Here is a 26,602-nt window from a genome sequence, read left to right as displayed (position 1 = left end):
AGGACTGGAATGCTCTATATTTTTGTCTAAACTAAAATAAATATATTTACCTGTTGGGGATCCTTTTTCAAACTATAATTCTAGGTAGAGAAAAAAGAGTAATCGCGATATGATAAGGATAGCTCAAACTTTATTATTTTTAGTATAAAGTTTGTTATTCGTACAGATCAACGCGTTGTCAGATGTTAAGGGGGAAATAGTTTGGATATTTATCAGGAATTTTCAGCCCGACATTTTGGGGCTTATTTAGATTCGGAAGAGTTTTTGGATTATATGTTGCGTCAGTGGTTGCTTAAAGGACGGCATTTGGATGTTTGTCATGTCATCGACCATCCTTCGTTTACAAAAGTGATGAATGCATGTAGGAATGATGAACGGTACGCATTACTCGTAGAACTGTCAGACTTGTATGAGAGTGAAATTACACTGGCGAGTCAATACAATGAAACATTATTAGCGTTGGCTTATGGTGAAGATTTCGATCCGTTTGAGCTGGATCAGGATACTAGGGCCAAAGGGGATTGGCGATACCATCTTTGGTTCTATTTCTTTAATAACGAAGGACATGTGGCGGAATCCTGGCAACTATTCAATACAAAAATTTATCCGCTATGTGCCACGTTAAATAACGCGCGTGCCGATCATATGCAGACGCTAGCTAGGTACTTTAATGAACTAAGTGTACTAATGGATAAAACGCGCGATTCGGATATTTTAGAGAGTGTGACGAAAAAGACCATCATGAATCTGTATGATTTGTTTTTACAGGTGGCTCATAATGATACAATGATCGACTTTGCAACGAAGCGAAGTTTTTGTGAACGCTTGATTCATATGATGAAATATAAAGAGATGCACAGGGTTGGTCTGGAATTCTATATCACATTCAATGATCTATTCGATTTGAATGATATTCCCACTGTCATTAGCTTGGTGAATCTATCTAAGTCTGCATATGATTATCATGCAGTGCATGTTCTGCATGGTGATATTCAAGCAATTCAATATCGCATCGAGAAATATAAAGGGGATATCGTTTCGCAATTAACGAAAATTTCCGAGTACATATTACGAATGAAGAATGTTATCGAAGAGCAACATGGTGGAAAGATTCATGAAGACTCCTTTATACAAGCTGATTTCAACTTTTTCTTTTATGAATGTGGAATTGAAGAAATGTGTACAGCTAATTTCTCTGAGTTGCCGTTTGAAGATCAAGATAGTATAGTAAGAAATTTATTGAACGCAATGATTTGCTTTTATAAAGCGGATAAAACATTAACATCAGAAGAAGGCAAGGTAAAAGAACCAGCATTAAACTTATTGATTGGCTGGAAATTGGGTAATGAAGGTATGAAGTTGAGAAACCGTGTTCTCTCTTTGGTACCTGATGTAGGAATCGAATACCGCGAAATCATGACTTCAGATGCATTGATCCAATTAGATGAATGCCTGACAGAGTTCTACTTGCATGATCTGTCTCCAAACGTAGAAGCAATCATACAAAAATCTGAGCAATATGATCTAGAACCAATCGATCCTAAACAGGCGTTGACGCTGCTGGAAGAGACCTTTACATCACTTCATCACCATAGTGCGCTAATTTTCGGTGAGGAAGAAAAAGAACGCTTTGAAAAGTCGGCCAAACAATTACCTCGCTTGTTGAAATCTAATGAAGTGAAACGACTCTTAACGATTGCTGAAGTGAAATGGCGTGAATTAGAAAATGCCTATAAGCCAGAAAGTCAACAGTCCAGTCAAAAAGCCGCTTTTCTTATAGCGGATTATGTAAAGGCAGTGGAAGAGTACCTCAGTCATATCTTAGTTAGTAAAAGAGTAACCAAACAGACGATGCCTTTAATAGATGTGGCGATGCCTGAATCAGGACTAACTTCTGTCGAAATTGGCAGTGAAGAGTACTATCACTACGCCACTCTTGGTAGTTTCTATCATTATCTTAGCGCAAATGGTACTAGTCTACTGAAAAGAAATGTAGATAAAGTACAGGTTGTAGAGTACCTGACACATTGGGTGAACAGTATTCGCACATCTTCGTTTGATCAAAAGAATGAGTTGAAAATCGAAACAGCACAAGTCTTACGAAGAGAAACCATTGTCTTACTAAGACGTTTGGTTGCAGACTTGGCGGATTAATCATCAAGCTGTAAACAAATGAGATACTTAAATAGAGTCAGTTTCTATTTACCTTGAGAGTTATCAAATTTATTTAACTTAGGCTATTAAATAAGGAAATGGCGAGATGAAGGTCGTTGAATTAGTAGTTATTGCAGTGCGGAAGTTTTAAAAATGAAAGAACACACAAAACCTCATTGGTTTTGTGTGTTCTTTCTATTGTACTTCTAAATAGGCATTTCGGATCGTCAAATATTGACCTTTCGATATATTGATAGATGTTTCACCTTCCACTACGTCACTTATGAGAAGATCCATCATATCTTGCCGGCTATTTTTGCTGATTTCATAAAATCCTATGTCGCTTTGATCATCTACCAATAATGTATAGGAACCAGCTGGTAGATCTGTACCCACTTTGTATTGGCCATCCTTATATATTCCATTAGCGGGTTTTATACTAGGTGCGAAAGCTACGGGATACATTTCTCCACCTTTTAAAGTAAAGTTTTCTCCTTCGCGTAATGTGACATACGTGTGGGAATGTCCATCCAATGCAACGTTAAATACAATACTGTCAGGATTTCCTGATTGATCTTTTGTATTTTCCAGAAGCGTAAGACCATTTGAGAAAACTAAATATTCTCCCGGTTCGATGTCAGTTCCCACCAGATATGTGCCACCATTTATGGAAGCCGAAGTTGACGGAGCAGTTTGTTTTTCTGGTTTAGCTGGCTTGGGTACGGTTGTTGACGGCTGTGTCGAAGATGCATCTGAAACGGTGTTGGGTGGTTCTGTAGCCGGTTTCGTTGATGGTTCTTTTATTGCTTTTTCAGGTTCTCTTACATCTTTTTCGGTTTCATTCATTTTAGGCTGTTCTTTCTCGGGGTATTCTGTGAGTGTTGTTTTAGTAGTTGGTTCCGTTGTTGTATCCTGTATCAAAGTTTCTGATGATGCTGGCTTGTCTGTTGTAGTTTCGGGTGTTTCTTTGTTGCTCGCAATGGCAATAATTAGCGCTATTAGCAATACGGCTGCACTAACCACGGACCACCGCAATTGTTTTTTGTTCATATAGTATGTAACCTCACTTTTTTCATTATATCTATATGATACATGATAGTACTTTACAGAATCTACCTATTAGCTTTCTTGTTATATAGGAAATTTGATTGTTTATCAGTTGAGCTATACATAATAAAGTGTACAGTTGCTATTGTTTAGTTTTATTTTCTTTAAGTAGTATATTACTTTGCAAATGACTATTCACGTGCTAAACTACAAGTACAACTCAATAGACTTTGACTTTTTGTCAAAGGGGAGTAGCTATAGGGAAACCTATTTCACAATCGTCAGTACATGGTTTACTACCATCGGTTGTGATAGCAAAATTTTGCTTAGCGAGACCTTTGCCTTTTATTAGGCAATGGTCTTTTTTTTGTTGGTAAAAATTAGAGGAGGAAAATGAATGGAAGCAATTTTATTGGAGTATGCATGGGTTTTGTTAGTATTGATCGCGTTGGAAGGATTATTAGCTGCAGATAACGCAGTAGTCATGGCAGTTATGGTTAAACACTTGCCGAGGATGCAACAAAAGAAAGCGTTGTTCTATGGATTAATCGGGGCATTTGTATTCCGGTTTGCCGCGCTGTTCATGATCACATTGTTAGTTAATGTATGGCAGATCCAAGCACTTGGGGCGGCGTACTTATTGTTTATCGCAATCAAACATATTTACGATCAGAAAAAAGGAAAAGAGCATTCCATCGAACCGGAAGCAACTAAGGGTTCTGGTTTTTGGATGACTGTATTGAAAGTAGAATTAGCGGATATTGCTTTTGCGGTGGATTCAATGCTCGCTGCAGTGGCGTTGGCCATCACATTGCCTCCATTAGGAGATATGGTGATAGGTGGAATTAACGGAGGCCAGTTTAGCGTCATGCTGGCGGGTGGATTAGTCGGGCTCGTAATTATGCGATTCGCTGCTCATAAGTTCGTCCAGTTGCTAGCTAATTATCCGCAATTAGAGACAACGGCTTTCGTTATTGTCGGATGGGTGGGAGTCAAGTTGACCGTCCTAACGTTAGCGCATGAAAAATTAGGATTCTTACCATTAGATTTTCCACACTCCACTGAATGGAAATTAATTTTCTGGGGAGTTTTAGTGGCAATTGTAGTGATAGGTGCCTTAATAAGTATTAAGGAAAAACGAGCTCTGAAAGAATAACGTCAAGTTCTGACAATATATTACGTATCCACGATAAATAAGCGATTTCGCGAATAAGACAAGAATCTCCCATTAAAATAGATGGGAGATTTTTTTATGTGATATTCTTTAGTAGACAGTTTATATATTAATTAACACGAAAATATGAATAGTATGTACAAAAAAGTGTAGACTTTCTAATCGAAAGGGGGTTCCTCTAACTATTGATGACATTTAAATTCCAAGAACATTTACCCTCCGTACCAATTCCAGAGCTTGAAGATACGAAAAGGAAACTGCTGGAGGCGATTGAACCATTAATTAGTAAAGAAGAATTCGAAGAGACAAAGAAAGTTGTTCAACAGTTTTTTGAAGAAAGCGGAGAAGCGCAACTACTTCAAGAAAAGCTTCAGATGTGGCAAGAAGATATCGCAGGCAGTTGGCTAAAACCATTTTGGGATAATGTCTATCTGACATCCCGCGATTCGTTACATACAGGCAGTAATTTTAATGTTTTACTCGACAATCAGCAATATCCACTGCGGACAATTGCAGAGTTAGCTGGTAAAGTGAGTCGATCGGTAGCGAAGTTTTATCATACGATCATTGATGAAAAAGCCGTCCCTGAAATGTCGCGGGGAATGCCGCTCGACATGAGTCAGTTTCCTAACTTCTTCCGATCGGTTCGAATTCCTAAAATTCACCGGGATGGTCATTACATCGCGGAATACTCGAAAGTGGAAAATCATATTAGCTTGTTGACTAATGGTAATATCTACTCCATTCCTGTCACCAATCAACGAGGTATAATGTATTCCAGTGAGGCATTGTCGAGTGTAATTGAATCGATTCTTTCATTGAGGGAGCCAGCGGAAAAAACGTAGGGATTTTCACTACTACAAATAGAAATAAAGCAGCGGATATTTATCAACAACTTTCAGTAACTACAGTCAATGCCGAAAATCTACAAAGCATAGCGGATTCCCTAGTCGTCCTATCCATAGATAAAGAAAGTACAAATTCCGATGAAGCAATACAAAATTTATTACTGGGCGGCAAAAATAAATACTTTGATAAGACATTGCAAATCGTCATTACTAAAACGGGCGAGGTTGGATATAGTGTGGAACATACGGGAGTGGATGGAACTACGAGTTTCGCTGTAATACAATATGTACAAGACCAGCTCACTTCAACGGATACAGAAAATATCGAAACGAAAGAGCAGCCTGTAGCAGAAAAGTTGAATTGGATGCTATCGGCTGAATTATTGAATGAGTTCAGAAAATTGGAAATAGAAAATGAAAAAACCGTTCAAAATTATTTTATTCATGTACAAAATTTTGATACGTTTGGTACCGATGAAATAAAACAACTTGGATTCAGTCCGGATTCATTTTTCCATATGGCGCTGCAAGTTGCTCAATATAAAACATTCGCTACGATGCGCAGCACATATGAAGCGGTGTCGATGCGCTTATTCAAGGAAGGAAGAACGGAATGCATACGTCCTTCAAGCACAGAAAATCTGGCATTGGCTAAAGCGATAGTAGAGGATCTACTAGAACCCGCGATAGTATATCAATTAATGCACCATGCAAGTACTGCACATTCTGCTCGTTTAAAAGAAGCACGAAAAGGGTTTGGTGTGGAAAGACATCTATTTGGATTACAAGAAATATTTTCACAGTTTGAAGATGAGCTTGAGATAGAAAAATCACCTGCACTATTTTCTGATCCTGGCTATTTAAAAATGCGTCATGATTTTATTTCTACTAGTAATATGACACATCCCGAAGTAAAAAGTTGTATGTTTGGACCAGTAGTAGAAGATGGTTATGGAATTTTTTATGTCCTACTGAAGAATCGATTGATAATAAACTATTCTAGTTTTAGCCGGAATGAACAGGATGCTAAGCTCCTCGTAAGAAACCTTGATGGGTCACTGAAAGAATTGAGAGATATCGCATTAGCTGTCAAGTAAGGCATGTACAATGGAGAGTGAAATAATGAAAGCTGTAGAACTATATTTAGCGAATTACTTCCATGGAATTGAACTGGCACCCGCTTTATTTTATGAAACTAATAAAGCTATACGCTTTGAAATTTCAGAGTTTATTGCACATGATGAACCGGATTTTTTAAAACAAGCATTTTACCGCTCCATTACTCTATTCGAGGCAGTATTTGGAGACGAGGATGACATCATACTAGTCACTGATGTTCATACAAACAATGATTTCCTACGTGCAAAACCGTTACATGTCTATTCCAAATATGTAAAACGAAAAGATTTGTTATATAAATTGCGGTTTTCGACGGTTCCTAATCTCTATGGCGATGAGGAAGAACTTGTAACGCATCGTTTTTCGCTTTCTTGTAAGAAACGGGATGTTCGGTATAAGCAATTGCTGAAAGCGATTTGTTATGAAGATTTCGCCGATCCGACAACGATTTTAAAACATAGTCCTGAAAGTAGTTATGATATATTCTTTATTAATCAATCGATGAATATCATTTATCACCTATATGATGATCGCGGGTGTGATATCATAGCGTCTGACAGGGAATCCATTCGATTTCTCTACGAACAATATACTGACTGGATTCTTGATTATGATAAGCAGGAAGTGGATAAAGACTTTTCGTTAAATAATTAAAGCTAAACTCTATTCCTAGAAGGGTAGATTTCAGCTTTTAGTAAAAGAAAAGAAATCAGCAATCTGGTTGAATTAATGGTATACTTGCCAAGTATAATTTACAGGCGAGTAGGTGAAAGATGTGATAGAAGTAAAACTTTCTCCAATTGGCGAAGGGGAATTCAATAGAGGCGTATTCGCAACATGCGATATTAAAAAAGGACAGCTGGTACATGAGGCACCAGTTATTCCCTATCCAAATGAGCAACATCAACATATTGAAAAAACCGTTCTAGCTGACTATGCTTTCGAATATGGAGAAAACCATACGGCTGTCCTGCTTGGCTACGGAATGTTATTTAATCATTCCTATGAACCAAATGCGACCTATGATATTAATTTTGATCATCATACATTTGATTTCTTTGCCTACAAAGATATTAAAGCTGGAGAAGAGATTTTGATCAATTATAATGGTGATGTGGATGATGATGAGCAATTATGGTTTAATGACGATTATAATGGCACAGCTAACGATTAATCATAAGCATGAGAACACTTTGAATCAGTATATGGATTAAAGTGATTCTCATTCCTATCATGTCCTAGTAGCTCAGCTGGATAGAGCAACGCCCTCCTAAGGCGTAGGTCGGGGGTTCGAATCCCTTCTAGGACGTCATCAAGCCAGTTGAGAAGAAGGTTAGAATTTTAAAAAGCGCTACACATGTTGTACAAACAACATGTGTAGCGCTTTTTGTTGTTGGAGAAGGCATTATAAAAATTTAGGAAATGAAACCATACGTGAGTTCTGATGTTAATCCGAGCAACAATAGGTAAGGTGTTAACTTCTGTCCTTTCCAAGCCTTGCGAGTCAGAACGTTAACTTTTTTGGAATTTTTACAATTGGATTTTAATAAAGAAAAAAGGGGTCTAAAGCACCACTTGTAGTAATAGGAAATAATACAATAATGGTAGAGGGGTTTTCAGATATAGTAGTTTTTATTAAAAAATTTGATGAGGTAGGAAGTTTTACTGTTTTCGAAAAATGACATAACATCAGTCATTTACCTAAAAGTTTGCCAGAAATAGTTTTACTTTACGTCTCTTTAATTTTAAAGTGTATATCCAATGTATAGGGAGCAGTCGAAAGTGATGTTAAGTACTCTTTTGTACCTATTTTTGTTGGAAATATTAATTATTTAATATTTGAATATTTTTAATATTGTTGACATATAAAGGTGGGTGTCTATAATGTAAAACACAGTTGTCGTTTGAAAACTGTTATATTAATTGGGTATTTTATCCACTCTGGGAAAGTAGTGATTGGATGGAGAATAGGAAGGGGATGTAGGATTTTGCGATATGAATCTCTCTATAAATGATAGCGCTATCATTTGGTGAAAAATTTATTGAAGTATTCGTATTTGAATGTAGTGATCTACACTAGTAGAACACACGCTGTTTGAATGAATTTGTAGCATACTAATTGATAGGGTGGTTATGTAATGAAGCGTTCAACGAAATTATTTATGCATATGACACTTATTTTAGTTCTGATTTTCTTATCTGCCTGTTCAAAAAAGGATGTAGTATTAAATGAAAAAGTGCAAAGTGTTTCCAAAGCTGTTGAAGTCCATCGCGATGAATTTGGAGTTCCACATATATATGCAAACTCGATGGAAGACTTATACAAAGCTTATGGTTATGTGATGGCACAAGATCGACTATTTCAGCTAGAGATGTTTAAACGGGCAAATGAAGGTACAGCTGCGGAGGTATTTGGGGAAGAGTATCTAGCGCATGATGAAAAGATACGACGTGATGGACACACTGATGAGGCGATTCAAAAAATGATCGATACAATGGATCCTTTTGCGAAAGAAATCATTGAAAACTTTTCAAGTGGGATTGATCGCTATGTCCGAGAGGCCCTTGAGGATCCCGAGAGTAAATTATCAAAGGAATTTTCTGAGTATGATTTGAAACCTGAAAATTGGACAAGTGTAGATGTTCTTCGCTTGTACATGGCTTCTATGACGGCCTTCATGGATCAAGAGCAGGAGCTTGAAAATGCTACTATTTATGCCAAATTGTTAGATGAATACGATGAAGAAAAGGCTCAAGCAATTTTTAATGATATGGTTTGGATAAACGATCCGGACGCACCAACAAGTTCGGAAAGCGATGCTTCGATTGGTGAAGGAACGCCATTTGCAAATGTTAAAACGCTAGAGCAAGTCGCGTTCGCGGGCGAGACTGTCTCGTCGATGCGAGAAGATTTTATTGAGAAACGGCAAGAGCTGGGGGTCCCATTAAAAGTAGGTAGTAATGCCGCGATTATTGGTGCTTCAAAATCTACATCTGGTAATCCAATTATGTTTGGTGGACCGCAAGTAGGTTTTACAGCACCTGGCTTTATTTATGAAGTCGGACTTCACGGGCCAGATCTTGATATTCAAGGTTCATCATTTATTGGCTATCCCTTCATTATGTTTGGTGCGACGAATGACTTTGCCTTTACAGCAACTGCTGGCTATGGTGATGTGTCTGATATTTTTGAGGAAGAGGTAAATCCCAATAATCCGAATGAGTATAAGTTCAATGGAGAATGGGTGGAATTTGAAAAAAGAACGGAAAGTATTGATGTGAAAAAAGATAATGGAAAGATCGAAACTGTTACTCGGGAATTTCACGAGAGTATTCATGGTCCCGTTATATTTAAAGATGATGACAATCATATTGCTTACAGTAAAAAATGGGCATTTCGAGGAACTGAAGCAGACAGTTGGGCAGCTTATGTAAAGATGAACTATGCAACGAATCAAGAAGAATTTGCGAAAGCTGCAAGAGAGTATACCCTGTCATTGAATTGGTTTTATGCTGATAAAAACGATGAAATTGCTTACTATCATGTCGGTCAAATACCGGAGCGGGATGAGCGAGTAGATTGGCGTTTCCCAACACCAGGAACAGGTGAATATGAGTGGAAAGGTTTTCTAGACACAGCGGATAATCCACACGAAGTCAATCCTGAACGTGGTTTTGTAGCGAATTGGAATAACAAACCTGCGCCAAACTGGAATACGAATGAACAAAACTATATGTGGGGAACAGATCACCGGAATCATCAGTTTATTGATAGAATTAGTGCGCGAAATAAGTTATCGATTGAAGATGTAAATGAAGTCAACTATGAAACGAGCTTTGTCAATTTGAAGACACGTTGGTTCAAGCCATTTTTGGTAGATGCTCTTTCAAAGAAAGTAGATAGCGACCGTAAATATGAGATAGCTATCTCCATTCTAGAAGATTGGAATAATTTAAATGAAGATAAAAACAATGATGGCTACTATGATTCACCCGGCGCAACAATTATGAAGGCTTGGTGGGATCAGTTCTTTATGAATGTTACAGAAGAAGACATTGGTAAGTTTTACGAAGAGATGAGACCGTTCGTGGATCATCGATCAGGTGGATCAGGTTTATTGTCCCGCCTCGTTCAAGGAGATAAAGCAGCATTACAAGTAGAAAATGATTGGTTAAAGGGACGTAACCTTGAAGAAATTGCACGTGAAAGTTTCGATCAAGTTGTAGTGGATCTGGAAAAAGAATATGGCGCATCTATGAAAGATTGGATCATGCCTATTGAGACGATGACATTCGGCGCTGAATCCCTTATAGGGGTGCCGCATGGACTAGGAGATCAGCAACCCGTTATTTTTATGAACCGCGGAAGTGAAAATCATTTTGTAGAAATGACAGAGAATGGCCCTGTAGGCATGAATGTGACACCACCTGGCCAGATCGGTTTCATTGGGCAAGACGGTGAGTATTCTCAACATTATAAGGATCAGATTGAAATGTTTAAAAACTTTGAGTATAAACAAATGCTTTTTAAAAAAGAGGATGTACTAGATAATTCTGTTGAGACATTTGAGATTAATTTTCAAGAAGAGTCATAAGATGCGTCAAGTATTTACGATGAAAGAAATTTAAGGAGGAACTGAGAAGGAAAAGTGTTTTTTCTTCTCAGTTTTTTTATATGAAACGGGTATAGATCAGTTTTAAGTATGATGTTAATATTCCAGAACTCTTTCTAGTTGAATTTCCGCATAATATTATATGTACAAAATGGAGATTTACAACTAACAATAGGTGGTACATTTGATTTGGAAGAAGCAGCAGAAGCACAGAGGCAATTGCAAGGTAGAAAGACGACGGGGAAATTAGTATTGACAATGTAAAAATAAGCTGTTCCGGTCGGTTGAATGACTGGAACAGCTTGTTTTTCTGTGGGACTATATCGTTCTAGTATTGTTGATCTTGACTATCTTCTGGATCTTTTGCATATTCTCCGTATTGTTCACTTTCATCGTTTACTGATTCATCCTCTACTGATAAAAACTCGCGTAATGCTTGTTTGTTTTGTTCAAAGTTAATCTCGAGAACAGCACCAACTTCTGTGCGCAGGTCCCCAAATGATCCTTCTACTGGAATCCGCAGTGATTCCAGTTCGTTACTCTTTCCACCAGTCAACATACCTTTAGCAATTGTTAAGATCGTTTTACTGTCGATGTTCGTATCAATGTATGGATTAATAACACCCATTAATTTTGGTATATTAACAAGGGTTTGTAAACTCATCGCTTCATCTTTTAGTTTCCCTAAGGCTTCTTGTTGACGTTCCACGCGACCGTAATCACTGTGGATGTCGTGGCGGAATCGTACGTAACCGAGTAATTGATCCCCGTTCAATTTTTGTTGGCCGGGATAAAGAGTTAAACCTAGACCGTGGGACATCTCATATGGAATATCGACTTCAATACCATTAGGGGCGATTACATCAACGATTTTTGAGAAACCTTCGAAATTAACAATCGCATAATATTGTACATCTACATCGAAATTTTGCTTGATCGTTTGTCGTACTAATTCAGGTCCTCCAAGTGCATAAGCAGCATTGATTTTTTCCATACCGTGACCTGGAATATCGACGTATGTATCACGCATCAGCGAAATTAACTTCACTTTGTTTGTTGTTTGATCGTAGTGACCGATCATCAAAGCGTCTGAACGAGTGTCATCTTCGTCGCCTCTTGCATCATCACCGATCAACAATACGTTAATTTCTCCAAATTGTGATTCGCCACCTTCAAAGTCGTCAAAAGCAGAATCGCTAGTAGAAAAAGTATTACTGCTATCGCTGAGTTCTGTATGTATTTCATTTGTTTTGCCGCCGCTCGCAAACGATAAGCCGTTAGAATACTGTGCAGCGACGTATCCGCCACCCGCTAACAGTAGCAAAGTGAATACCATGAATATTAACCGTTTATATTTTCTTTTAAGTTTTTTCTTACGACGCTTTCCAGTCTCTCTGTTTTCCATTAATGTCACACCTACTCATTTGATTATGAATTCTTTGTCAGTACGCTTGAAGCAATTTGGACCGCGATCGCATCGTCTAGATACCCGACCGCAAAAATGTAGTCCGGGATGACATCTATAGGAATGATAAAGTATAATAATGCGCTGCCGATAATGGCTAGATCACGTTTTGCAACATCTTGCATTTTAAACCGTGTAAATAATTCTTTCATTTGATCGACGAATGGACCTACTCCGCCAGCCAGTTTTAACTTGTTATCGAAGTCATGAAGAATTCTTTCTCTTCCTTCAGTGCTTTGAACATATGCTTCATAACTTGCAAGTTGAAGTTTGACTTTTTCAATAGAGATATCCGCAGATAGAAGTTCTGATGTTTCGACCAGTTGTTGGATCGTTTCATCGTATGTAGAATGGATCACATGTTTATGATCAACCGGATAGCCTGCCGCCTGAAGTAACTTGGCTAATGGAATTTCTAAAATTATTGCGAATTTCTCTAGATGATCCAGTGTTGCTTTGCGTTTTTCATTAATGATTCTAGAGATGGTTGAAGTGTCAATATCTGTAAGTTCGCTTAGTTTGCGCATGGACAATGAACGATCTTCTAAAACATCACGCAACAACTGCCCGACAGACAGACCAAGACTACTTTCTGACATGACACTACCCCTCCAATTCTACTACACCGGTAAAAATATGTACTTCTCTCAAAATACTAAATGTTTGTTGGCAAATTGTCAACGGTTATAAGCAAGGATCTTTTTTTGTCGAAAAACGTCTGCCGCTGATTTAAGTAAAGTTTGAATGAATCACAATCTGTAGGCTATATCGTATTGTTATTTTCACGTTCTGATCAGTATGGCCCTCAGTGCGGTTGGCCAAGTATCATGCAGCCAATCGTTCCGGAAGTAATGACGGTACATATAGAAAATAGTTTCAATAGGATCCGAACTGAAGTGAGAAGTTTTGCAGGTGATTGGCATTTGGGATATATATTCGAAGATGGACCAAAAGATCACAGGGGATTACGGTACTGTATTAACAGTGCATCGATTGAATTTGCACCGCTTAAAAGAAATGGTAGCTAAAGTCTATCTGACAATTTACGTAAAATAATAAACGACGAATACAATAGAAGGAAAGGCGAGCGGCAGTGGCTTTCTTTTCTTTTTAACATGATGAATATAGCAAATCGTGGACTAACACGACAAGCTGTATGTAGAAGCCGTGCTGTTGCTGAATGGAATAACTTGCATGGATCATTGAAGACATGGAAAAAGGATTGATAGGGTTGCCTACACAGCATATAGTACGACAAGGCAGTATAAGTATTTAAAACATCGGTATGCATGTTAAACTCAATTATGGTGAGAATACGAAGCCCCAGTAAATTCTGCTTTAACATTGGGATGACTGTAACGATTTGTCTCGGTAATTCAACGAAATGAATTTCATTCGTCAGGAAAAGAACTGATTTTCTGGGCTGTATTCGCATATAACTAATGGAAAAGAGGGGAAGGGATTCAATGCAAGAAATGATAGCGAAATGTAGAATGGAAGTTAAAGGTATTTATAATAAATTTGATGCGAGTCATGATCTTGATCATATTGATCGTGTAATGAAAAATGCAGAGAAAATTTTAGCGACAGAACCCAGTGCTGATGAACTAGTCGTCCGTTTAGCAGTTCTATTGCATGATGTAGAAGATGCAAAATATGAAGAGATGCATGAAGTCACTACGAAAGAGTTGCTTGAAAAAATAGGTGCGTCACCACAGATTGCAGACAATGTGATGTCCGCGATTGAAAGTGTTTCATTCAGTGGTGGCAATGCAAAAGATATTACATCCATTGAAGGCGCAATTGTCAGAGATGCTGATCGTTTGGATGCCATAGGCGCGGTCGGCATTGCGCGGGCATTTGCATTTGGCGGGGCACGCGGCAGGAAACTGTACGATCAACAAGAAGAAGCTCGAATGGATATGTCTGAGTCAGAATACCGTATAAAGGAAACGGCTACCGTTACACATTTTCACGAGAAGTTATTATTACTTAGCGAATTGATGGTCACAAAGGAAGGTACGCGTTTGGCAAAAGAACGACATGAATTCATGGTAAGTTTTTTACAGCAACTACGGAAAGAAGTCGATTGAAAAATAGATTGCTAATTCTGAACTCGCTAGGATAGAATGAGGTAACTAATAATAATTTATCCGATAGAGAAAAAGGTGACGTCTTGGACAGAAATAATCGATTATTCATCATTACACTCGTTGTCATCGCCTTGTTTACATTAGGTGGATTCGCAGTACAAAAAGGATTCATCACATTTTAATACTGAAACGAATATTCAGAGCTCATCGGTCATAATGGATCGGGAGCTTTTTTGTTTGGATTGGACGAATTGTTTTACATTTTCACTCATAAGACCCCCTAGGCCAGTTACTTTACGTTTGGGATTAAGTATTTTTACACGTTCAAGTGCGTGAGTAAACAAAAATGGGTATAAATTGGTTCGAGTGCTGCATAGAAATGATAATACTGTAAAAGGGAGAGTGTTCTATATGTTTAAAGAACAGGAAACACGAATGATAACTGTATTTGGTGAAGGGGCAGTGAAAGTCTCGCCTAGTACGGTTCATATTGTATTATCTGTAGTGTCAAGAGGAACCGAACTCGGAGAAATCCAGCGAGAAAACGCTAGACGCATGAATCAAGTAATCCAGTCGCTACAAAAAGCGGGTATTGCAGAAACATCCATTCAAACGATTGATTTTCAAATTCGTCCAGTCTATGAATACGTGAATGGAGAACAGCGCTTTCAAGGGTATGAAGTGATTAATTCCATCCGCATTACAAGTAACGAACTTTCACGAACAGGTGAACTGGTTGATCTTGCGGTCAAAAATGGTGCGAATCAAATTGGATCGATCGAATTCACGATGCCCGATCAAGAAGAACAATATCAGCAAGCGCTGGTGCTAGCCTTGCAAGATGCAGAGACTAAAATGATTACGATTGGAACTTCGTTGAAATTACAGAACCGGCCAATTCCATTAAAGGTTGAAGAGCAGCATACATCTCAACCAGTAGCGTTCCGCGCGATGGCTATGGCAGATACCGGTAGAACACCCATCGAGTCGGGTACGATTACGATCAGCGCAAGCCTGCAAGTGAAATATCAAATAGTCTGACAATGATCTAGTAAGTTAATGGGCAGTCTGCTACTATGATGAAAAGGCTTTTGAAAGAGGCGGTCCGTATGGATGTACATTTCATCATTAATGAACAAGCTGGAGATGGTAAAGGGGCCAAGTTGTGGGCAAACTTGCGACTGAATACCAGCTATCCATTTCATCTGACCGAGCGACGTAATCATGCGGAAGAACTTGCATGGCGACTTGCTAAACAAACCACTGTGTCATTATTGATCATCGTAATAGGCGGGGATGGGACAATCCATGAAGTGCTAAATGGTGTTGCAGGTTATCCTCATGTAACAGTCGGGGTCATGAAAGCGGGGTCCGGTAATGATTTCGCAAGGACGTTTCCAGCATTTAATAGTTTGCAGGAAGTGGAATCTTATATCGCAATCGAACCGGCTAATAGAAAAACTGTAGACTTTGGCTCCGTGAAATTGAGCGCCTCACATCAACGTTATTTTGCAAGCAACTGTGGTTTCGGCTTAGATGCAGATATTTCATTGGCAGTTGGACAATCTACTATTAAAAAGACGCTAAATAAATGGAAGCTTGGTAGCATAGTGTATGCACTGACCGTAGCGCGCAGTTTATTAGCCTTCAAACCATTTAACGCGACCATTCAAATGGACTCGGATACACGGATATTTGAGAATGTCTGGATGATCACTGTCAGCAATCAAAAATACTACGGTGGCGGTATGAAAATTTCTCCTCATTCTATTTATGATGATGGAGAGTTTGAGCTGACAATCATCCACTCTATTTCTGTGCTCAAATTTCTTGCAGTATTTTTAACGGTATTCAATGGAAGCCATACGAAGTTAAAAGGAGTTTCTACTTATAAAAGTGACCAATTCATTATTGAAACGGATCGAGTAGTAGGTTGTCATACCGACGGGGAATATATTGGGACAACTACAGATCAGCCAGTCATTTGTGATGTGGATGAACGGAAGTGGGTGGTCGCGGACAAAAGAGAAAAATAAATTAACATATTATATAGTCTAAACTGAACTGAACTTATCGACGGCTCACATAACAGGGACATTAATTCTGTAGAGTGGATATTACGTAGTTATAAAAATACTACAATCCTTTTATTTTAGCTACTTTGTATTCGAATTGAATTTGAGATAAATAAAAATATTTAAACAAATCACAAGAAAGTTATTGATTTTGGAAGCGGTTGCATTTATACTTTTACTAAACCGGTTTAGTAAGTGGGGAAAGGTGAAATAAAATGAAAGTGACGATGGCTGACGTAGCAAAAAAAGCAGGCGTCTCTAAAAGTACTGTTTCACAATTTATAAACGAGAGATATGAGTTCATGGCTGAAAAAACAAAAGTGAAAATACAACAGTCCATTGAAGAGCTTGGATATATTCCAAACAACATGGCAAGAAGTTTAAAGAGAAAAGAATCGAACACGATAGGTATTATTGTAGCAAATATATTACATACTTTTTCCACTGAAGTTATTAGGGCCATAGAAGATGTTTGTGAAGAAAAAGGAGTGCATGTTTTTGTATGCAACGCTGACGATAACCCTCAAAAAGAACGTTCTTACATCGATATGTTGCGTGCTAAACAAGTAGATGGACTTATTATTTTCCCTACAGTAGGTAATGAAGATCTTTATGCTGATCTGCGAAAAAATAATTTCCCTATTGTATTCGTAGATAGGAGAACAGAAAAATCATATTACCCTACGATTATGCTAGATAATCATAAAGCCTCCGAGATGGCGATTGATCAATTTATTGAAGTAGGAAAGAATAAAATAGCAATTGTATCGACTTCTATTGAGAGAAAAGTAATACCCCGGATTGAGAGAATTGAAGGTTATCAGCTTAAAATGAAAGCGTGTTCTTTGCCTGTTGAAGACTCTTGGCTTGTGGCGACTGAAAGAGAAAACATTATGGACGCTCTTCAAGTTTTATGGGATAAAGAAGAAAAACCCAATGCATTCTACGCAATTAATGATTTAGCACTAATGGAATTAATGAAATTCATAAAAAATAATAATTTATTGATTCCCCAGGATGTTGCCGTAATAGGACTGGATGACTCTCCCTTTTTGGAAGTTTTCACGCCAGCTATAACTGTGATTAAACAACCAACTTTTCAAATGGGTATGGAAGCAGCTCAGCTACTATTAAAAATCATTCATGATAAAGAGATACCGGATGATTTAGAAGTGCAAAGATATATGCCACATTTATTGAAAAGGGAGTCTGTATAAGATAGGGAGTTATGAAAATGTCTACGAATTTTAATGTATTAACAATTGGTGACGCAATGATTACAATGGACCCTATAACTAAAGGCCCTATGAGATTTGTTACTCATTTCGAAAGGAAAATGGGTGGTGCAGAATTAAATTTTGCTATAGGATGTTCGCGACTGGGATTAAATAGTAAGTGGATTAGCCGGTTAGGACAGGATGAATTTGGTAAAGTAATCTATAATTTTGCACGCGGTGAAGGAATCGATGTAAAAGATGTTGATTTTGTAGATGGATACACTACATCTGTAAATTTTAAAGAGGTTAGAGAAAGTGGCGAAGGCAAGACATTTTATTACCGTCAACAATCACCTATTCTAACGCTGAGAGTAGAAGATATTAATGAAGATTTATTGGATTCTATCGATCTATTGCATATTACAGGAGTATTCTTGGCAATCGATCCACAAAATCTTGCAATAGCTAAACGTTTGATCACATTAGCGAACAAAAAGAATATTCCTGTATCATTTGATCCAAATATACGTTTAAAATTATGGACGATTGAGGATGCAAGAAAAGCTTATTTTGAAATCTTTCAACAAATAGATATTCTATTGACAGGTTTAGATGAAATTCATTTAATTTTAGAAGATAGTTCGGAAACGGCACTGGTCAAATTTGCAAATGATTATAATATAACGGATCTGGTCATTAAAGATAGTTCTGCAGGTTCTAGGCTCTATAAAAAAGGGCAGTGGTTTACTTCACCGGCATTTGAAGTTCCCGTAATTGATACAGTAGGTGCTGGTGACGGTTTTGATGCTGGCTATGTTTATAGTTATTTAAATGATTTGGAACCAAAGGAAGCTTTGCGGTTTGCCAATGGTGTTGGGGCACTTGTTGTAAGCGTTTTAGGAGATAATGAAGGACTTCCATATTTAAGTGAAGTGCAATCGTTTACATCAGGTACTAAAGAGATTGAAAGATGAAAAATAATGGAAGGGGTGATTAAAAGGTTATATTCAATAATTCATTTTCTACAGACAACTATAAAAGGGGCGAATAACATGAGAAAAATTAAGTGGATGGCAGGTTTATTGATTGCGATTTTGATGCTAGCAGCTTGTGGAGCAGATAAACCAGGAGATTCAACAGATACAAAAAGCGATAAAGTGATTAAATGGAAGTTAGGGCATTTAGCTGATGAAAACCATATTTGGCATAAAACCGCTTTGGAATTTGCCGACTCAGTTAAAGAAAAGACAGATGGCCAGATAGAAATTGTAATTTATCCAAATAACTCTTTAGGTTCAGAGACAGATACGATTAACTCTATTCAAGCTGGATCAGCTGATATGGTTGTTTCGGGCGAAACGTTACAGAACTGGGCTCCGAAAGCTGCCCTTATGGCTGTACCATATGCATTCGATGGAATTGATCACGTGAAAAAAGTGGTTGAAGGGGACGTAGGTAAAGAAGTTGAAGAACAAATTATTGAAAAGGGTCAATTGACTCCACTTTATTATCATACGAGAGCACCTAGAAATTTAACATCTGATAAGAAGATTCAATCACTAGCTGATTTAAAAGGTTTCAGTATGCGTGTACCGAATGTTCCTCTATTCTTGAAAGTTTGGGAAGTAGCTGGAGCGAAACCACAAGTTATTGACTTTAACGAAGTTTTTACTGGATTACAGCAAGGAGTTATTATGGGACAAGAAAATCCAGTAGATTTAATTCAAAGTGGCGGTCTGTATGAAGTTCAGAAGTATGTGAATCGAACGGAGCATGTATATTCATGGATTTATGTATTAGTCGGAAATGATCAGTACAATGCCTTAACTGAAGATCAGAAAACAGCAGTAAAAGAAGCCGCTGCTGAAGCGCAAGCATACGGAGATTCATTATATGATGAAACTATTACCTCAATCGAAAAAGACTTAGAAGAAAAAGGTATGGAGTTTGTTGATGTAGATCGTGAAGAGTTTAGTAAAGCGATGTTACCAGCAGTTAAAAAAGCATTGTCTGAAGAACAAAATAAAGTACTAGAAAAAATTCTTGAAGTTAAGTAATTTATAAACAATAGGCACAACTAATTAACACTTGGTTGTGTCTTTCCTTAAGAAAGGAAGTTGACGCAATCATGTTAAAATTAGTAGAACGCATTCTGGGCATACTTTCTATTTTAAGTTTTGCTGGAGTTATCATTGTAGTAACTATACAGATTTTATCTAGGTTCCTACCTTTCTCATACATATGGACAGAAGAAATAACACGTTACTTATTCTTATTCGCTATTAGTTTTGGTACACCATTAGCACTGATGCGAAATGAATTTATTAATGTTGATCTATTAATTAATAAAATGAAAAGTAGCGTTAGAAGATTTTATGATGTGGCTATTTATATCACTATTTTAGTTTTAACATTAGTAATTGCCAAAGAAGGATATAAGTTTATGTTGCTAGGACATAATCAACGCGCAGCGACATTACCTATTCAGATGTCTGTTGTGCATGCATCTATTCTCTTAATGGGATTATTCCTTTCAATATTTGCTGTTGTGAAAATTATACTATTACTACAGAATAAAGAACCTTATTTAGATGGGAGTGAAGAAGAATGATGGCGTTAGTTCTGTTCCTATCTTTTCTCGTTTTAATATTTATTGGAGTGCCAGTTGCATTTAGTTTAGGATTATCTTCACTCTTATATTTGTTTATTAACGATATGTCGTTCTCAATTATTCCACAAAGGATGTTTGGCGGACTAAACTCCTTCGTCTTACTATGTATTCCCGGGTTTATTTTAGCGGGGAATCTAATGAACGCCGGTGGTATTACTGATCGTATTATTCAGTTTGCGAATAACTGCTTTGGCCATATTAGAGGTGGTTTAGGATTGGCAAACGTAGGGTCATCTATGGGTTTTGCAGGTATTTCAGGAACAGCACTTGCTGATACGGCAAGTATCGGAGCAGTCATGATACCTGCAATGAAAAAAGAAGGATATGGAGCAGGGTTTTCTGCCGCTGTTACAGCTTCATCATCTACAGTAGGACCAATTATTCCACCATCTTTGCCGATGATTATTGTGGGTACACTAGCTTCAGTATCTATTGGAGATCTATTCTTAGCTGGTGCAGTGCCGGGTATACTTTTAGGTCTAGGCTTGATGATTCCTACGTACTTGATTTCTGTTAAGAGAAATTACCCTAAGGGTGAGCGGAAATCGTTCAAAGAAATAAGCAGTAGTTTCTTAGGGGCATTTTGGGCGCTCTTCATGACAGTCATTATACTAGCTGGTATTTTAGGTGGTATATTCACACCAACAGAAGCTTCTGTTATCGCGGTTTTATATGCATTGGTCATTGGAATTTTTGTTTATAAAGAATTACCAATCAGAAAAATACCGGAAATCATGCTGGATTCCATGACGAGTACAGCGTCTATCATGTTATTAGTAGGATTTGCTAACTTGTTCGGTTGGATTATGGTTAGTGAACAAATTCCGCAATTAGTTGCAAGTACAATTTTAGGTATTTCAAGCAATCCCATCATAGTTATTATCTTAATCAATATTTTATTGTTATTTGTTGGTACCTTTATGGAAACCATTGCAGCACTTGTTATCCTTTTCCCTGTGTTACTCCCAGTAGCTATGGAAGTTGGCATGGATCCAGTGCAATTTGGCGTCATGATGGTCTTGAATCTTGTTATCGGATTAACAACTCCACCAGTTGGTGTTTGTCTGTTCGTTGCTTCGCAAATAGGAAAGGTATCAATAGGCAAGACAACAAAAGAGTTGCTTCCGTTCCTAGGTGTTAGTTTAGTCATATTATTATTAGTATCGTTCGTGCCACAAATCACATTATATTTACCAAGTCTATTTAAGTAGGTGTAGAAGATGAAAATTAAGGCAGTTCAAGTACCAGAAGCACATAAATTAATGATTATTGAAAAAAAATGTCCAGAGATAAAAAATGAATTTGACGTGCAAGTAAAGGTTAAGCGTGTAGGTATTTGTGGCTCTGATATGCATATCTATCATGGTACTAACCCTTTAGCAACATATCCCCGCGTGGTGGGACATGAAGTCGCGGGAGAAGTTACTGCAATAGGTGAATCTGTTAGTACACTCAAATTGGGGGATCATGTTGTAATCGAACCAATTTCATTTTGTGGGGAATGTTACGCATGTAGAAAAGGTCGTCAAAATGTTTGTAAGCATCTTTCAGTTTTTGGTGTACATGAAGATGGTGGTATGCAAGAAAAAATTGTTCTTCCTGAGAGACAAGTTCATCGCGTTAATAAGAATCTTGAATGGGATGAAATTGTTTTGGCGGAACCCTATACAATTGGCGCACAAGCTGTTTTTAGAGGTAATGTTGAAGCGGGTGACACCGTTTTGATTCAAGGTTGTGGTCCTATTGGAGTTTGTATTTTGAAGATGGCTAAATTAGCAGGTGCTATTGTGATCATGACGGATTTAGATGAAAAACGTTTACAGTTTGCAGAACAAAATGGAGCAGACTATATCATAAACGCAGGAAAAGTTTCTGTAGAAACTGAAGTAATGAAGATTACTGAAAGTGAAGGTGTTAATGTTGTAATAGACGCTGTGTGCCTTCCGTCAACATTTGAACTAGGTGTACAAGTTGCTTCTCCTGCTGGTACCGTTGTGGTACTTGGCTTTGATGAACGTCCCGCTTCCATCTCTCAGCTTCTTATAACAAAAAAAGAGTTAGAAATCGTAGGTTCTCGTTTGCAGACCAATCAATTCGAAAAAGTAATTACTCTATTAAATGAAGGTAGTTTAACTCATGATGGTTTAATAACACATAAATTCACTCTGAAGGATGTTCAAAAAGCATTTGACTTTATCGAGAATAGTCCTGATCAAGTACGTAAGGCTTGTATTACTTTTGACTAAGGAGATCTGAATATGCTTCCAAAACACCAAGTAATTCATCATATTATGAAACAAAAAGTTGTGGCGGTTATTCGTGCTGCCAATGCAAAAGAAGCAATTGCTATTTCGAAAGCCGCTATTTCAGGTGGTATTTCAGTGATTGAGCTAACATTTACAACACCTTTTATTGAAGATACCTTTAAAGGTTTAGTAGATGAAGATGCTGTGATAGGTGCGGGAACAGTTTTAGATCCAGAGACAGCGCGTATTGCAATTCTGGCAAACGCTAAATTCATTGTTAGTCCACATTATGATAAGGAAATAGCAAAAATGTGCAATCGCTATGCTATTCCTTATCTTCCTGGCTGCATGACCATTACAGAAATGAATAAAGCTATGGAAGGTGGCTGTGATATCTTAAAGCTATTTCCAGCCAATCAATTTAAGCCTTCTATAATTTCCGCGTTTAAAGGCCCGTTACCACATACTCGTTTCATGCCTACGGGTGGCGTTTCTTTAGATAATATAAGCGATTGGTTACAAGCGGGGGCCGTGGCTGTTGGTATTGGTAGTGATCTCACCAAAGCATATAAAGCTGGAGGTGAAGAAGCAGTTAGTAAACTGGCAGAAACGTATATGGAAAAAGTTAAGGGGGTAAAATGACAATGAATATTACTTTTAGATGGTATGGTAGAAACAACGATACAGTTTCGTTGGAACAAGTCAAACAAATCCCAGGAACAAAGGGAATAGTTTGGGCCCTTCACCATAAACAAGCTGGTGAGTTATGGACGGAAGAAGAAATTCAAGATGAGGTTTCATATATTCAATCTCATGGCTTTCACGCGGATGTTGTGGAAAGCGTTAATGTTCATGAATCCATTAAACTAGGGTTACCTGAACGTGATGAATTAATAGAAAACTATAAGCAAACGATATGCAATTTAGCAAAAGCAGGTGTTAAAGTAATATGCTATAATTTCATGCCTGTATTTGATTGGACGCGCTCTGATTTGCATCACCCGCTTCCAGACGGATCGACTGCATTATTTTATGAAAAAGCAAAAGTAGAAGGTATCGATCCTGTGGAACTTATTAAATCAGTTTCAGAATCATCTACGTTAACGATGCCTGGATGGGAACCTGAACGATTAGCTAAGATTACGAATTTATTAGAGGCCTATAAAGAAGTTAATGAAGAAAAATTATGGGATAATCTTTCCTATTTCTTAAATGCAATTTTACCGATTGCGGAAGAATGCGATATCCAAATGGGCATACATCCCGATGATCCGCCATGGTCTATTTTTGGTTTGCCAAGAATTATTACTGGTGAAGAAAGTCTAAAGAGATTATTATCTATCTCAAATTCACCTTCGAATCGAATTACGTTTTGTACAGGCTCATTAGGCGCAAACCCAAAAAATGATATGGTGTATCTCGCTGAAAAGTATGCGCAGTATGCTCCGTTTTCTCATATACGTAATGTTAAAATATTTGACAATGGTGATTTTATCGAGACTTCTCATTTTACGGAAGACGGTTCAATCGATATAGCTGGAGTAGTGAAAACATTAGCTGAACAACAATACGAGGGTTATATACGGCCTGATCACGGTAGACATTTATGGAATGAAGACTGTCGTCCAGGCTACGGATTATACGATCGTGCGTTGGGTATTATGTATATGCTCGGGCTTTGGGATGCATATCATAAGAAAAACGAGGTGAAATAACTTTGCAGACCATTCACCAAAACTTACAGAATAAAGTGGCTGTAGTAACAGGCGGTAGTGGAGTTCTATGTTCGGCTATGGCAATAGAATTAGCCAGACATGGTGTCAGGATAGCTATTATCAACCGCACGTTAAAAAACGGACAGCTAATAGCAGCTGAAATTCAACAAGCTGGAGGACAAGCAATAGCTGTCGAAGGAGATGTTCTAGACAGATCCTCACTAGAAACAGCAAAAGATCTAGTAGTCTCACAATTTGGAAAAGTAGATATCCTCATAAATGGTGCAGGGGGTAATCACCCTGATGCAATTACTTCAGAAGAGATCTACAGTGGGAATGAAGCGGAACAATCCTTTTTCCAGATGAATGAAGTGGGATTATCGACAGTGTTTGCTAGTAATTTCACAGGAACATTTCTAACTAGTCAAGTTTTCGGAAAAGTGCTTTTAGAACAAGAATCTCCTGTTATTTTAAATATCTCTTCCATGAGTGCATTTTCGCCGATGACGAAAGTGCCTGCATATAGTGCTGCGAAATCAGCTATCAATAACTTCACAATGTGGATGGCGGTTCATTTCGCTGAATCTAATCTACGCGTCAACGCTATTGCGCCGGGTTTCTTTTTGACAAAGCAAAATCATGACTTATTAATTGATGCTGATGGAAATCATACACAGCGTTCTAATAAAATCTTAAATAGTACTCCTATGAAACGCTTTGGTAAACCTGAAGATCTGCTTGGTACTATGTTATGGCTTGTTGATGAATCATACTCTAGTTTTGTTACTGGAATTACTGTTCCTGTAGATGGTGGTTTTATGGCCTATTCAGGTGTGTGATTTATTGTAAATAGCGCAAAGGTTATTAGATAATCTTTGCGTTATTTGTGTTGTAATATAACCAGGCCTTCAATAGAAACATCCCGAACTAGAATTTTTTTCAGTTGCTGTGCTATAGTGAAAGTAACAAAGCGGGCAGGTGATTACGGTGCAAAAAAAGCACAGAAAAGTCATTAGAATAGGGAATGTGGTCGTCTTTCCTGGAACACTCGAACGTCTTCATCGTGAAGGTAGACAGGCATTGGAACGTGACCTTCATGAAGAAGCGGCACGAAATTTCGAATCTGTATTAGAAATTGATCCAGAAGATTACACAGTTTTTGATGGTTTGGCTATTTCTTTATATGAAATGAAAGAATATGAACGAGCAAAAGAATTCGCACTTCTTGCTATGCAAAACCAAGCTGGCGATTACATAGAATTACTTGAGCTTTATCTTTCGATTTCGATCCAATTACAGCAATACGATGAGGTAGAGCTGACGATACAAGGTCTGTTGGAGAAAGAAATCATTCCAGAATATAGCTTGCAGAAGTTTCAATACTTGCGAGAATTGAATAGTCGATTATCTGATCGTTATGAAGAACCTTCTATTGAGGAGCCTTCTATTACAAGCGAGCAATTTCACCAAATGGGACCGATGGAGCAACAGGAATTCTTACTTTCATTGCAACATCAGAAATTACAACCGTATATTCCAGTGTTAGTAGATGTAATTGAAACAGAGGAAGCGTTACCTGTTGTGAAGACCTATGCGTTGATGTTATTGCAACAAATAGGCTATCAAGAGTCACTAGCTGTACGGAAATACCACTTTGAAACAAAAGCTAATCCATCGAGACTAGTTTCACCCGAAGAAGATCAATTTGTTCAGGAAGTGCAGTTTCTCGCAAAAGCGCAATTTGAAAAAGATCCCACGGCTAGTGAACTGGTTGTCAATCTGATCCTTAAGTACAGTGTCTTACTGTTTCCATTCCACTGGGGGCCTTACATAGCGGAAGAGGTAGCCAGCGCGTATGTTGCGTATACAAAGCAGTTATTATACGGTAAGCAGACGGAGGATTCTTCATTGCTATCGTTCATACGTTCGGTGGATGAAGAAATGGAGCGTTGACAGTGATTAATTCTTGAAAGATGAATAGACTATGTTATACTAAAATGGTTGTCAACTGCTTACCTGTCCTCAGCAGTGTTGTCGCTTCTTACAGGCGGAACAAATTGAGCCGATTCAGGTAAAGCCTTCAAAGAGTGTCGAAGATTTTTTAGGATGTACAGAAAAAATTCAGATACAATCATGCGAAGGTATAATTGATTAAAATAAAAATA

At 37.8% G+C, this 26,602-nt stretch carries 25 protein-coding genes and 1 tRNA gene; 23 read left to right on the top strand and 3 right to left on the bottom strand.

Features of this window, described 5'->3' with window-relative positions:
- Positions 1-201: 201 nt before the first annotated feature.
- The gene (locus CSV60_RS09025) at positions 202-2,154 is read left to right on the top strand and encodes a hypothetical protein (RefSeq protein WP_099636745.1); all 1,953 of its coding nucleotides are present in this window, start codon (positions 202-204) and stop codon (positions 2,152-2,154) included.
- A 195-nt stretch (positions 2,155-2,349) separates the two neighbouring features.
- Here the strand turns inward: CSV60_RS09025 and CSV60_RS09020 are convergent, their stop codons facing one another.
- On the bottom strand, positions 2,350-3,204 hold the full coding sequence (locus CSV60_RS09020; RefSeq protein WP_099636744.1) for a hypothetical protein: 855 nt from the start codon (positions 3,202-3,204) through the stop codon (positions 2,350-2,352).
- Positions 3,205-3,598: 394 nt separating this feature from the next.
- Here CSV60_RS09020 and CSV60_RS09015 point away from each other — a divergent pair, with 394 nt between their 5' ends.
- The 8 genes from CSV60_RS09015 to CSV60_RS08980 all read left to right on the top strand — a co-directional run bounded on the left by CSV60_RS09015 (position 3,599) and on the right by CSV60_RS08980 (position 11,219).
- Positions 3,599-4,357, top strand: coding sequence for a TerC family protein (locus tag CSV60_RS09015; RefSeq protein ID WP_099636743.1), 759 nt, complete (start codon positions 3,599-3,601; stop codon positions 4,355-4,357).
- 206 nt (positions 4,358-4,563) lie between these two features.
- Positions 4,564-5,220 carry a choline/carnitine O-acyltransferase gene (locus CSV60_RS16130; protein ID WP_255397315.1) on the top strand — a complete coding sequence of 219 codons (657 nt, stop codon included), beginning with the start codon at positions 4,564-4,566 and terminating at the stop codon, positions 5,218-5,220.
- On the top strand, positions 5,181-6,320 hold the full coding sequence (locus CSV60_RS16125; RefSeq protein WP_099636741.1) for a choline/carnitine O-acyltransferase: 1,140 nt from the start codon (positions 5,181-5,183) through the stop codon (positions 6,318-6,320). The genes CSV60_RS16130 and CSV60_RS16125 overlap by 40 nt, the downstream gene beginning before the upstream one ends.
- 25 nt (positions 6,321-6,345) lie before the next feature.
- Entirely contained in the window at positions 6,346-6,996 is a 651-nt protein-coding gene (locus CSV60_RS09000) for a DUF3885 domain-containing protein (protein WP_233189585.1), read from the top strand.
- A gap of 121 nt (positions 6,997-7,117) precedes the next feature.
- Positions 7,118-7,516, top strand: a complete 399-nt coding sequence (locus tag CSV60_RS08995) for an SET domain-containing protein (protein ID WP_099629770.1) — start codon at positions 7,118-7,120, stop codon at positions 7,514-7,516.
- 61 nt (positions 7,517-7,577) lie between these two features.
- A tRNA-Arg gene (locus tag CSV60_RS08990) sits at positions 7,578-7,651 on the top strand.
- 829 nt (positions 7,652-8,480) lie between these two features.
- On the top strand, positions 8,481-10,937 hold the full coding sequence (locus CSV60_RS08985) for a penicillin acylase family protein (protein ID WP_099636739.1): 2,457 nt from the start codon (positions 8,481-8,483) through the stop codon (positions 10,935-10,937).
- 138 nt (positions 10,938-11,075) lie between these two features.
- Entirely contained in the window at positions 11,076-11,219 is a 144-nt protein-coding gene (locus tag CSV60_RS08980; RefSeq protein WP_099636738.1) for a zinc-binding dehydrogenase, read from the top strand.
- 64 nt (positions 11,220-11,283) lie between these two features.
- On the opposite strand, the gene CSV60_RS08975 is transcribed toward CSV60_RS08980, so the two are convergent.
- Positions 11,284-12,360, bottom strand: coding sequence for an LCP family protein (locus CSV60_RS08975; protein ID WP_099636737.1), 1,077 nt, complete (start codon positions 12,358-12,360; stop codon positions 11,284-11,286).
- 23 nt (positions 12,361-12,383) lie between these two features.
- Positions 12,384-13,019 carry a DUF1232 domain-containing protein gene (locus tag CSV60_RS08970; protein WP_099636736.1) on the bottom strand — a complete coding sequence of 212 codons (636 nt, stop codon included), beginning with the start codon at positions 13,017-13,019 and terminating at the stop codon, positions 12,384-12,386.
- A gap of 228 nt (positions 13,020-13,247) precedes the next feature.
- On the opposite strand from CSV60_RS08970, the gene CSV60_RS08965 reads away from it, so the two are divergent.
- The 14 genes from CSV60_RS08965 to CSV60_RS08900 all read left to right on the top strand — a co-directional run bounded on the left by CSV60_RS08965 (position 13,248) and on the right by CSV60_RS08900 (position 26,390).
- Positions 13,248-13,448 carry a peptide-methionine (R)-S-oxide reductase gene (locus CSV60_RS08965; RefSeq protein WP_233189587.1) on the top strand — a complete coding sequence of 67 codons (201 nt, stop codon included), beginning with the start codon at positions 13,248-13,250 and terminating at the stop codon, positions 13,446-13,448.
- Between the two features lie 438 nt (positions 13,449-13,886).
- Entirely contained in the window at positions 13,887-14,513 is a 627-nt protein-coding gene (locus tag CSV60_RS08960) for an HD domain-containing protein (protein WP_099629775.1), read from the top strand.
- Between the two features lie 411 nt (positions 14,514-14,924).
- A complete protein-coding gene (locus CSV60_RS08955; protein WP_099636734.1) occupies positions 14,925-15,554 on the top strand; it encodes an SIMPL domain-containing protein in 630 nt (209 codons plus the stop codon).
- Between the two features lie 68 nt (positions 15,555-15,622).
- Positions 15,623-16,549 (top strand): diacylglycerol/lipid kinase family protein, encoded by a 927-nt coding sequence (locus tag CSV60_RS08950; RefSeq protein ID WP_158233167.1) that lies wholly within the window; start codon positions 15,623-15,625, stop codon positions 16,547-16,549.
- A 254-nt stretch (positions 16,550-16,803) separates the two neighbouring features.
- Positions 16,804-17,805, top strand: a complete 1,002-nt coding sequence (locus CSV60_RS08945; protein WP_099636732.1) for a LacI family DNA-binding transcriptional regulator — start codon at positions 16,804-16,806, stop codon at positions 17,803-17,805.
- A gap of 17 nt (positions 17,806-17,822) precedes the next feature.
- Complete coding sequence (locus CSV60_RS08940) at positions 17,823-18,779, top strand: sugar kinase (protein WP_099636731.1); 957 nt, start codon at positions 17,823-17,825, stop codon at positions 18,777-18,779.
- 78 nt (positions 18,780-18,857) lie between these two features.
- Positions 18,858-19,862 carry a TRAP transporter substrate-binding protein gene (locus CSV60_RS08935; protein ID WP_099636730.1) on the top strand — a complete coding sequence of 335 codons (1,005 nt, stop codon included), beginning with the start codon at positions 18,858-18,860 and terminating at the stop codon, positions 19,860-19,862.
- Positions 19,863-19,933: 71 nt separating this feature from the next.
- Positions 19,934-20,416 carry a TRAP transporter small permease gene (locus tag CSV60_RS08930; RefSeq protein WP_099636729.1) on the top strand — a complete coding sequence of 161 codons (483 nt, stop codon included), beginning with the start codon at positions 19,934-19,936 and terminating at the stop codon, positions 20,414-20,416.
- Complete coding sequence (locus CSV60_RS08925; RefSeq protein WP_099636728.1) at positions 20,413-21,687, top strand: TRAP transporter large permease; 1,275 nt, start codon at positions 20,413-20,415, stop codon at positions 21,685-21,687. The genes CSV60_RS08930 and CSV60_RS08925 overlap by 4 nt, the downstream gene beginning before the upstream one ends.
- A 15-nt stretch (positions 21,688-21,702) precedes the next feature.
- Entirely contained in the window at positions 21,703-22,722 is a 1,020-nt protein-coding gene (locus CSV60_RS08920; protein ID WP_099636757.1) for a zinc-binding alcohol dehydrogenase family protein, read from the top strand.
- A 12-nt stretch (positions 22,723-22,734) separates the two neighbouring features.
- The gene (locus CSV60_RS08915; protein ID WP_099636727.1) at positions 22,735-23,364 is read left to right on the top strand and encodes a bifunctional 2-keto-4-hydroxyglutarate aldolase/2-keto-3-deoxy-6-phosphogluconate aldolase; all 630 of its coding nucleotides are present in this window, start codon (positions 22,735-22,737) and stop codon (positions 23,362-23,364) included.
- Positions 23,365-23,366: 2 nt separating this feature from the next.
- A complete protein-coding gene (uxuA, locus tag CSV60_RS08910; RefSeq protein ID WP_099636726.1) occupies positions 23,367-24,437 on the top strand; it encodes a mannonate dehydratase in 1,071 nt (356 codons plus the stop codon).
- Between the two features lie 2 nt (positions 24,438-24,439).
- Entirely contained in the window at positions 24,440-25,276 is an 837-nt protein-coding gene (locus CSV60_RS08905; RefSeq protein ID WP_099636725.1) for an SDR family oxidoreductase, read from the top strand.
- A 148-nt stretch (positions 25,277-25,424) separates the two neighbouring features.
- Positions 25,425-26,390 carry a tetratricopeptide repeat protein gene (locus CSV60_RS08900; protein ID WP_099636724.1) on the top strand — a complete coding sequence of 322 codons (966 nt, stop codon included), beginning with the start codon at positions 25,425-25,427 and terminating at the stop codon, positions 26,388-26,390.
- Positions 26,391-26,602: the final 212 nt, after the last annotated feature.

The sequence above is a fragment of the Sporosarcina sp. P7 genome, from assembly GCF_002743425.1.
Taxonomy (GTDB): Bacteria; Bacillota; Bacilli; order Bacillales_A; family Planococcaceae; genus Sporosarcina.
This window is presented reverse-complemented; position numbering and strand designations above follow the sequence as displayed.

Excerpts from the sequence above, each read along its gene's own strand:
- CSV60_RS09020 (WP_099636744.1), bottom strand. The coding sequence starts at position 3,204 with ATGAACAAAAAACAATTGCGGTGGTCCGTGGTTAGTGCAGCCGTATTG.
- CSV60_RS09015 (WP_099636743.1), top strand. The coding sequence starts at position 3,599 with ATGGAAGCAATTTTATTGGAGTATGCATGGGTTTTGTTAGTATTGATC.
- CSV60_RS16130 (WP_255397315.1), top strand. The coding sequence starts at position 4,564 with ATGACATTTAAATTCCAAGAACATTTACCCTCCGTACCAATTCCAGAG.
- CSV60_RS09000 (WP_233189585.1), top strand. The coding sequence starts at position 6,346 with ATGAAAGCTGTAGAACTATATTTAGCGAATTACTTCCATGGAATTGAA.
- CSV60_RS08985 (WP_099636739.1), top strand. The coding sequence starts at position 8,481 with ATGAAGCGTTCAACGAAATTATTTATGCATATGACACTTATTTTAGTT.
- CSV60_RS08975 (WP_099636737.1), bottom strand. The coding sequence starts at position 12,360 with ATGGAAAACAGAGAGACTGGAAAGCGTCGTAAGAAAAAACTTAAAAGA.
- CSV60_RS08970 (WP_099636736.1), bottom strand. The coding sequence starts at position 13,019 with ATGTCAGAAAGTAGTCTTGGTCTGTCTGTCGGGCAGTTGTTGCGTGAT.
- CSV60_RS08965 (WP_233189587.1), top strand. The coding sequence starts at position 13,248 with ATGCAGCCAATCGTTCCGGAAGTAATGACGGTACATATAGAAAATAGT.
- CSV60_RS08960 (WP_099629775.1), top strand. The coding sequence starts at position 13,887 with ATGCAAGAAATGATAGCGAAATGTAGAATGGAAGTTAAAGGTATTTAT.
- CSV60_RS08955 (WP_099636734.1), top strand. The coding sequence starts at position 14,925 with ATGTTTAAAGAACAGGAAACACGAATGATAACTGTATTTGGTGAAGGG.
- CSV60_RS08950 (WP_158233167.1), top strand. The coding sequence starts at position 15,623 with ATGGATGTACATTTCATCATTAATGAACAAGCTGGAGATGGTAAAGGG.
- CSV60_RS08945 (WP_099636732.1), top strand. The coding sequence starts at position 16,804 with ATGAAAGTGACGATGGCTGACGTAGCAAAAAAAGCAGGCGTCTCTAAA.
- CSV60_RS08940 (WP_099636731.1), top strand. The coding sequence starts at position 17,823 with ATGTCTACGAATTTTAATGTATTAACAATTGGTGACGCAATGATTACA.
- CSV60_RS08935 (WP_099636730.1), top strand. The coding sequence starts at position 18,858 with ATGAGAAAAATTAAGTGGATGGCAGGTTTATTGATTGCGATTTTGATG.
- CSV60_RS08930 (WP_099636729.1), top strand. The coding sequence starts at position 19,934 with ATGTTAAAATTAGTAGAACGCATTCTGGGCATACTTTCTATTTTAAGT.
- CSV60_RS08925 (WP_099636728.1), top strand. The coding sequence starts at position 20,413 with ATGATGGCGTTAGTTCTGTTCCTATCTTTTCTCGTTTTAATATTTATT.
- CSV60_RS08915 (WP_099636727.1), top strand. The coding sequence starts at position 22,735 with ATGCTTCCAAAACACCAAGTAATTCATCATATTATGAAACAAAAAGTT.
- uxuA (WP_099636726.1), top strand. The coding sequence starts at position 23,367 with ATGAATATTACTTTTAGATGGTATGGTAGAAACAACGATACAGTTTCG.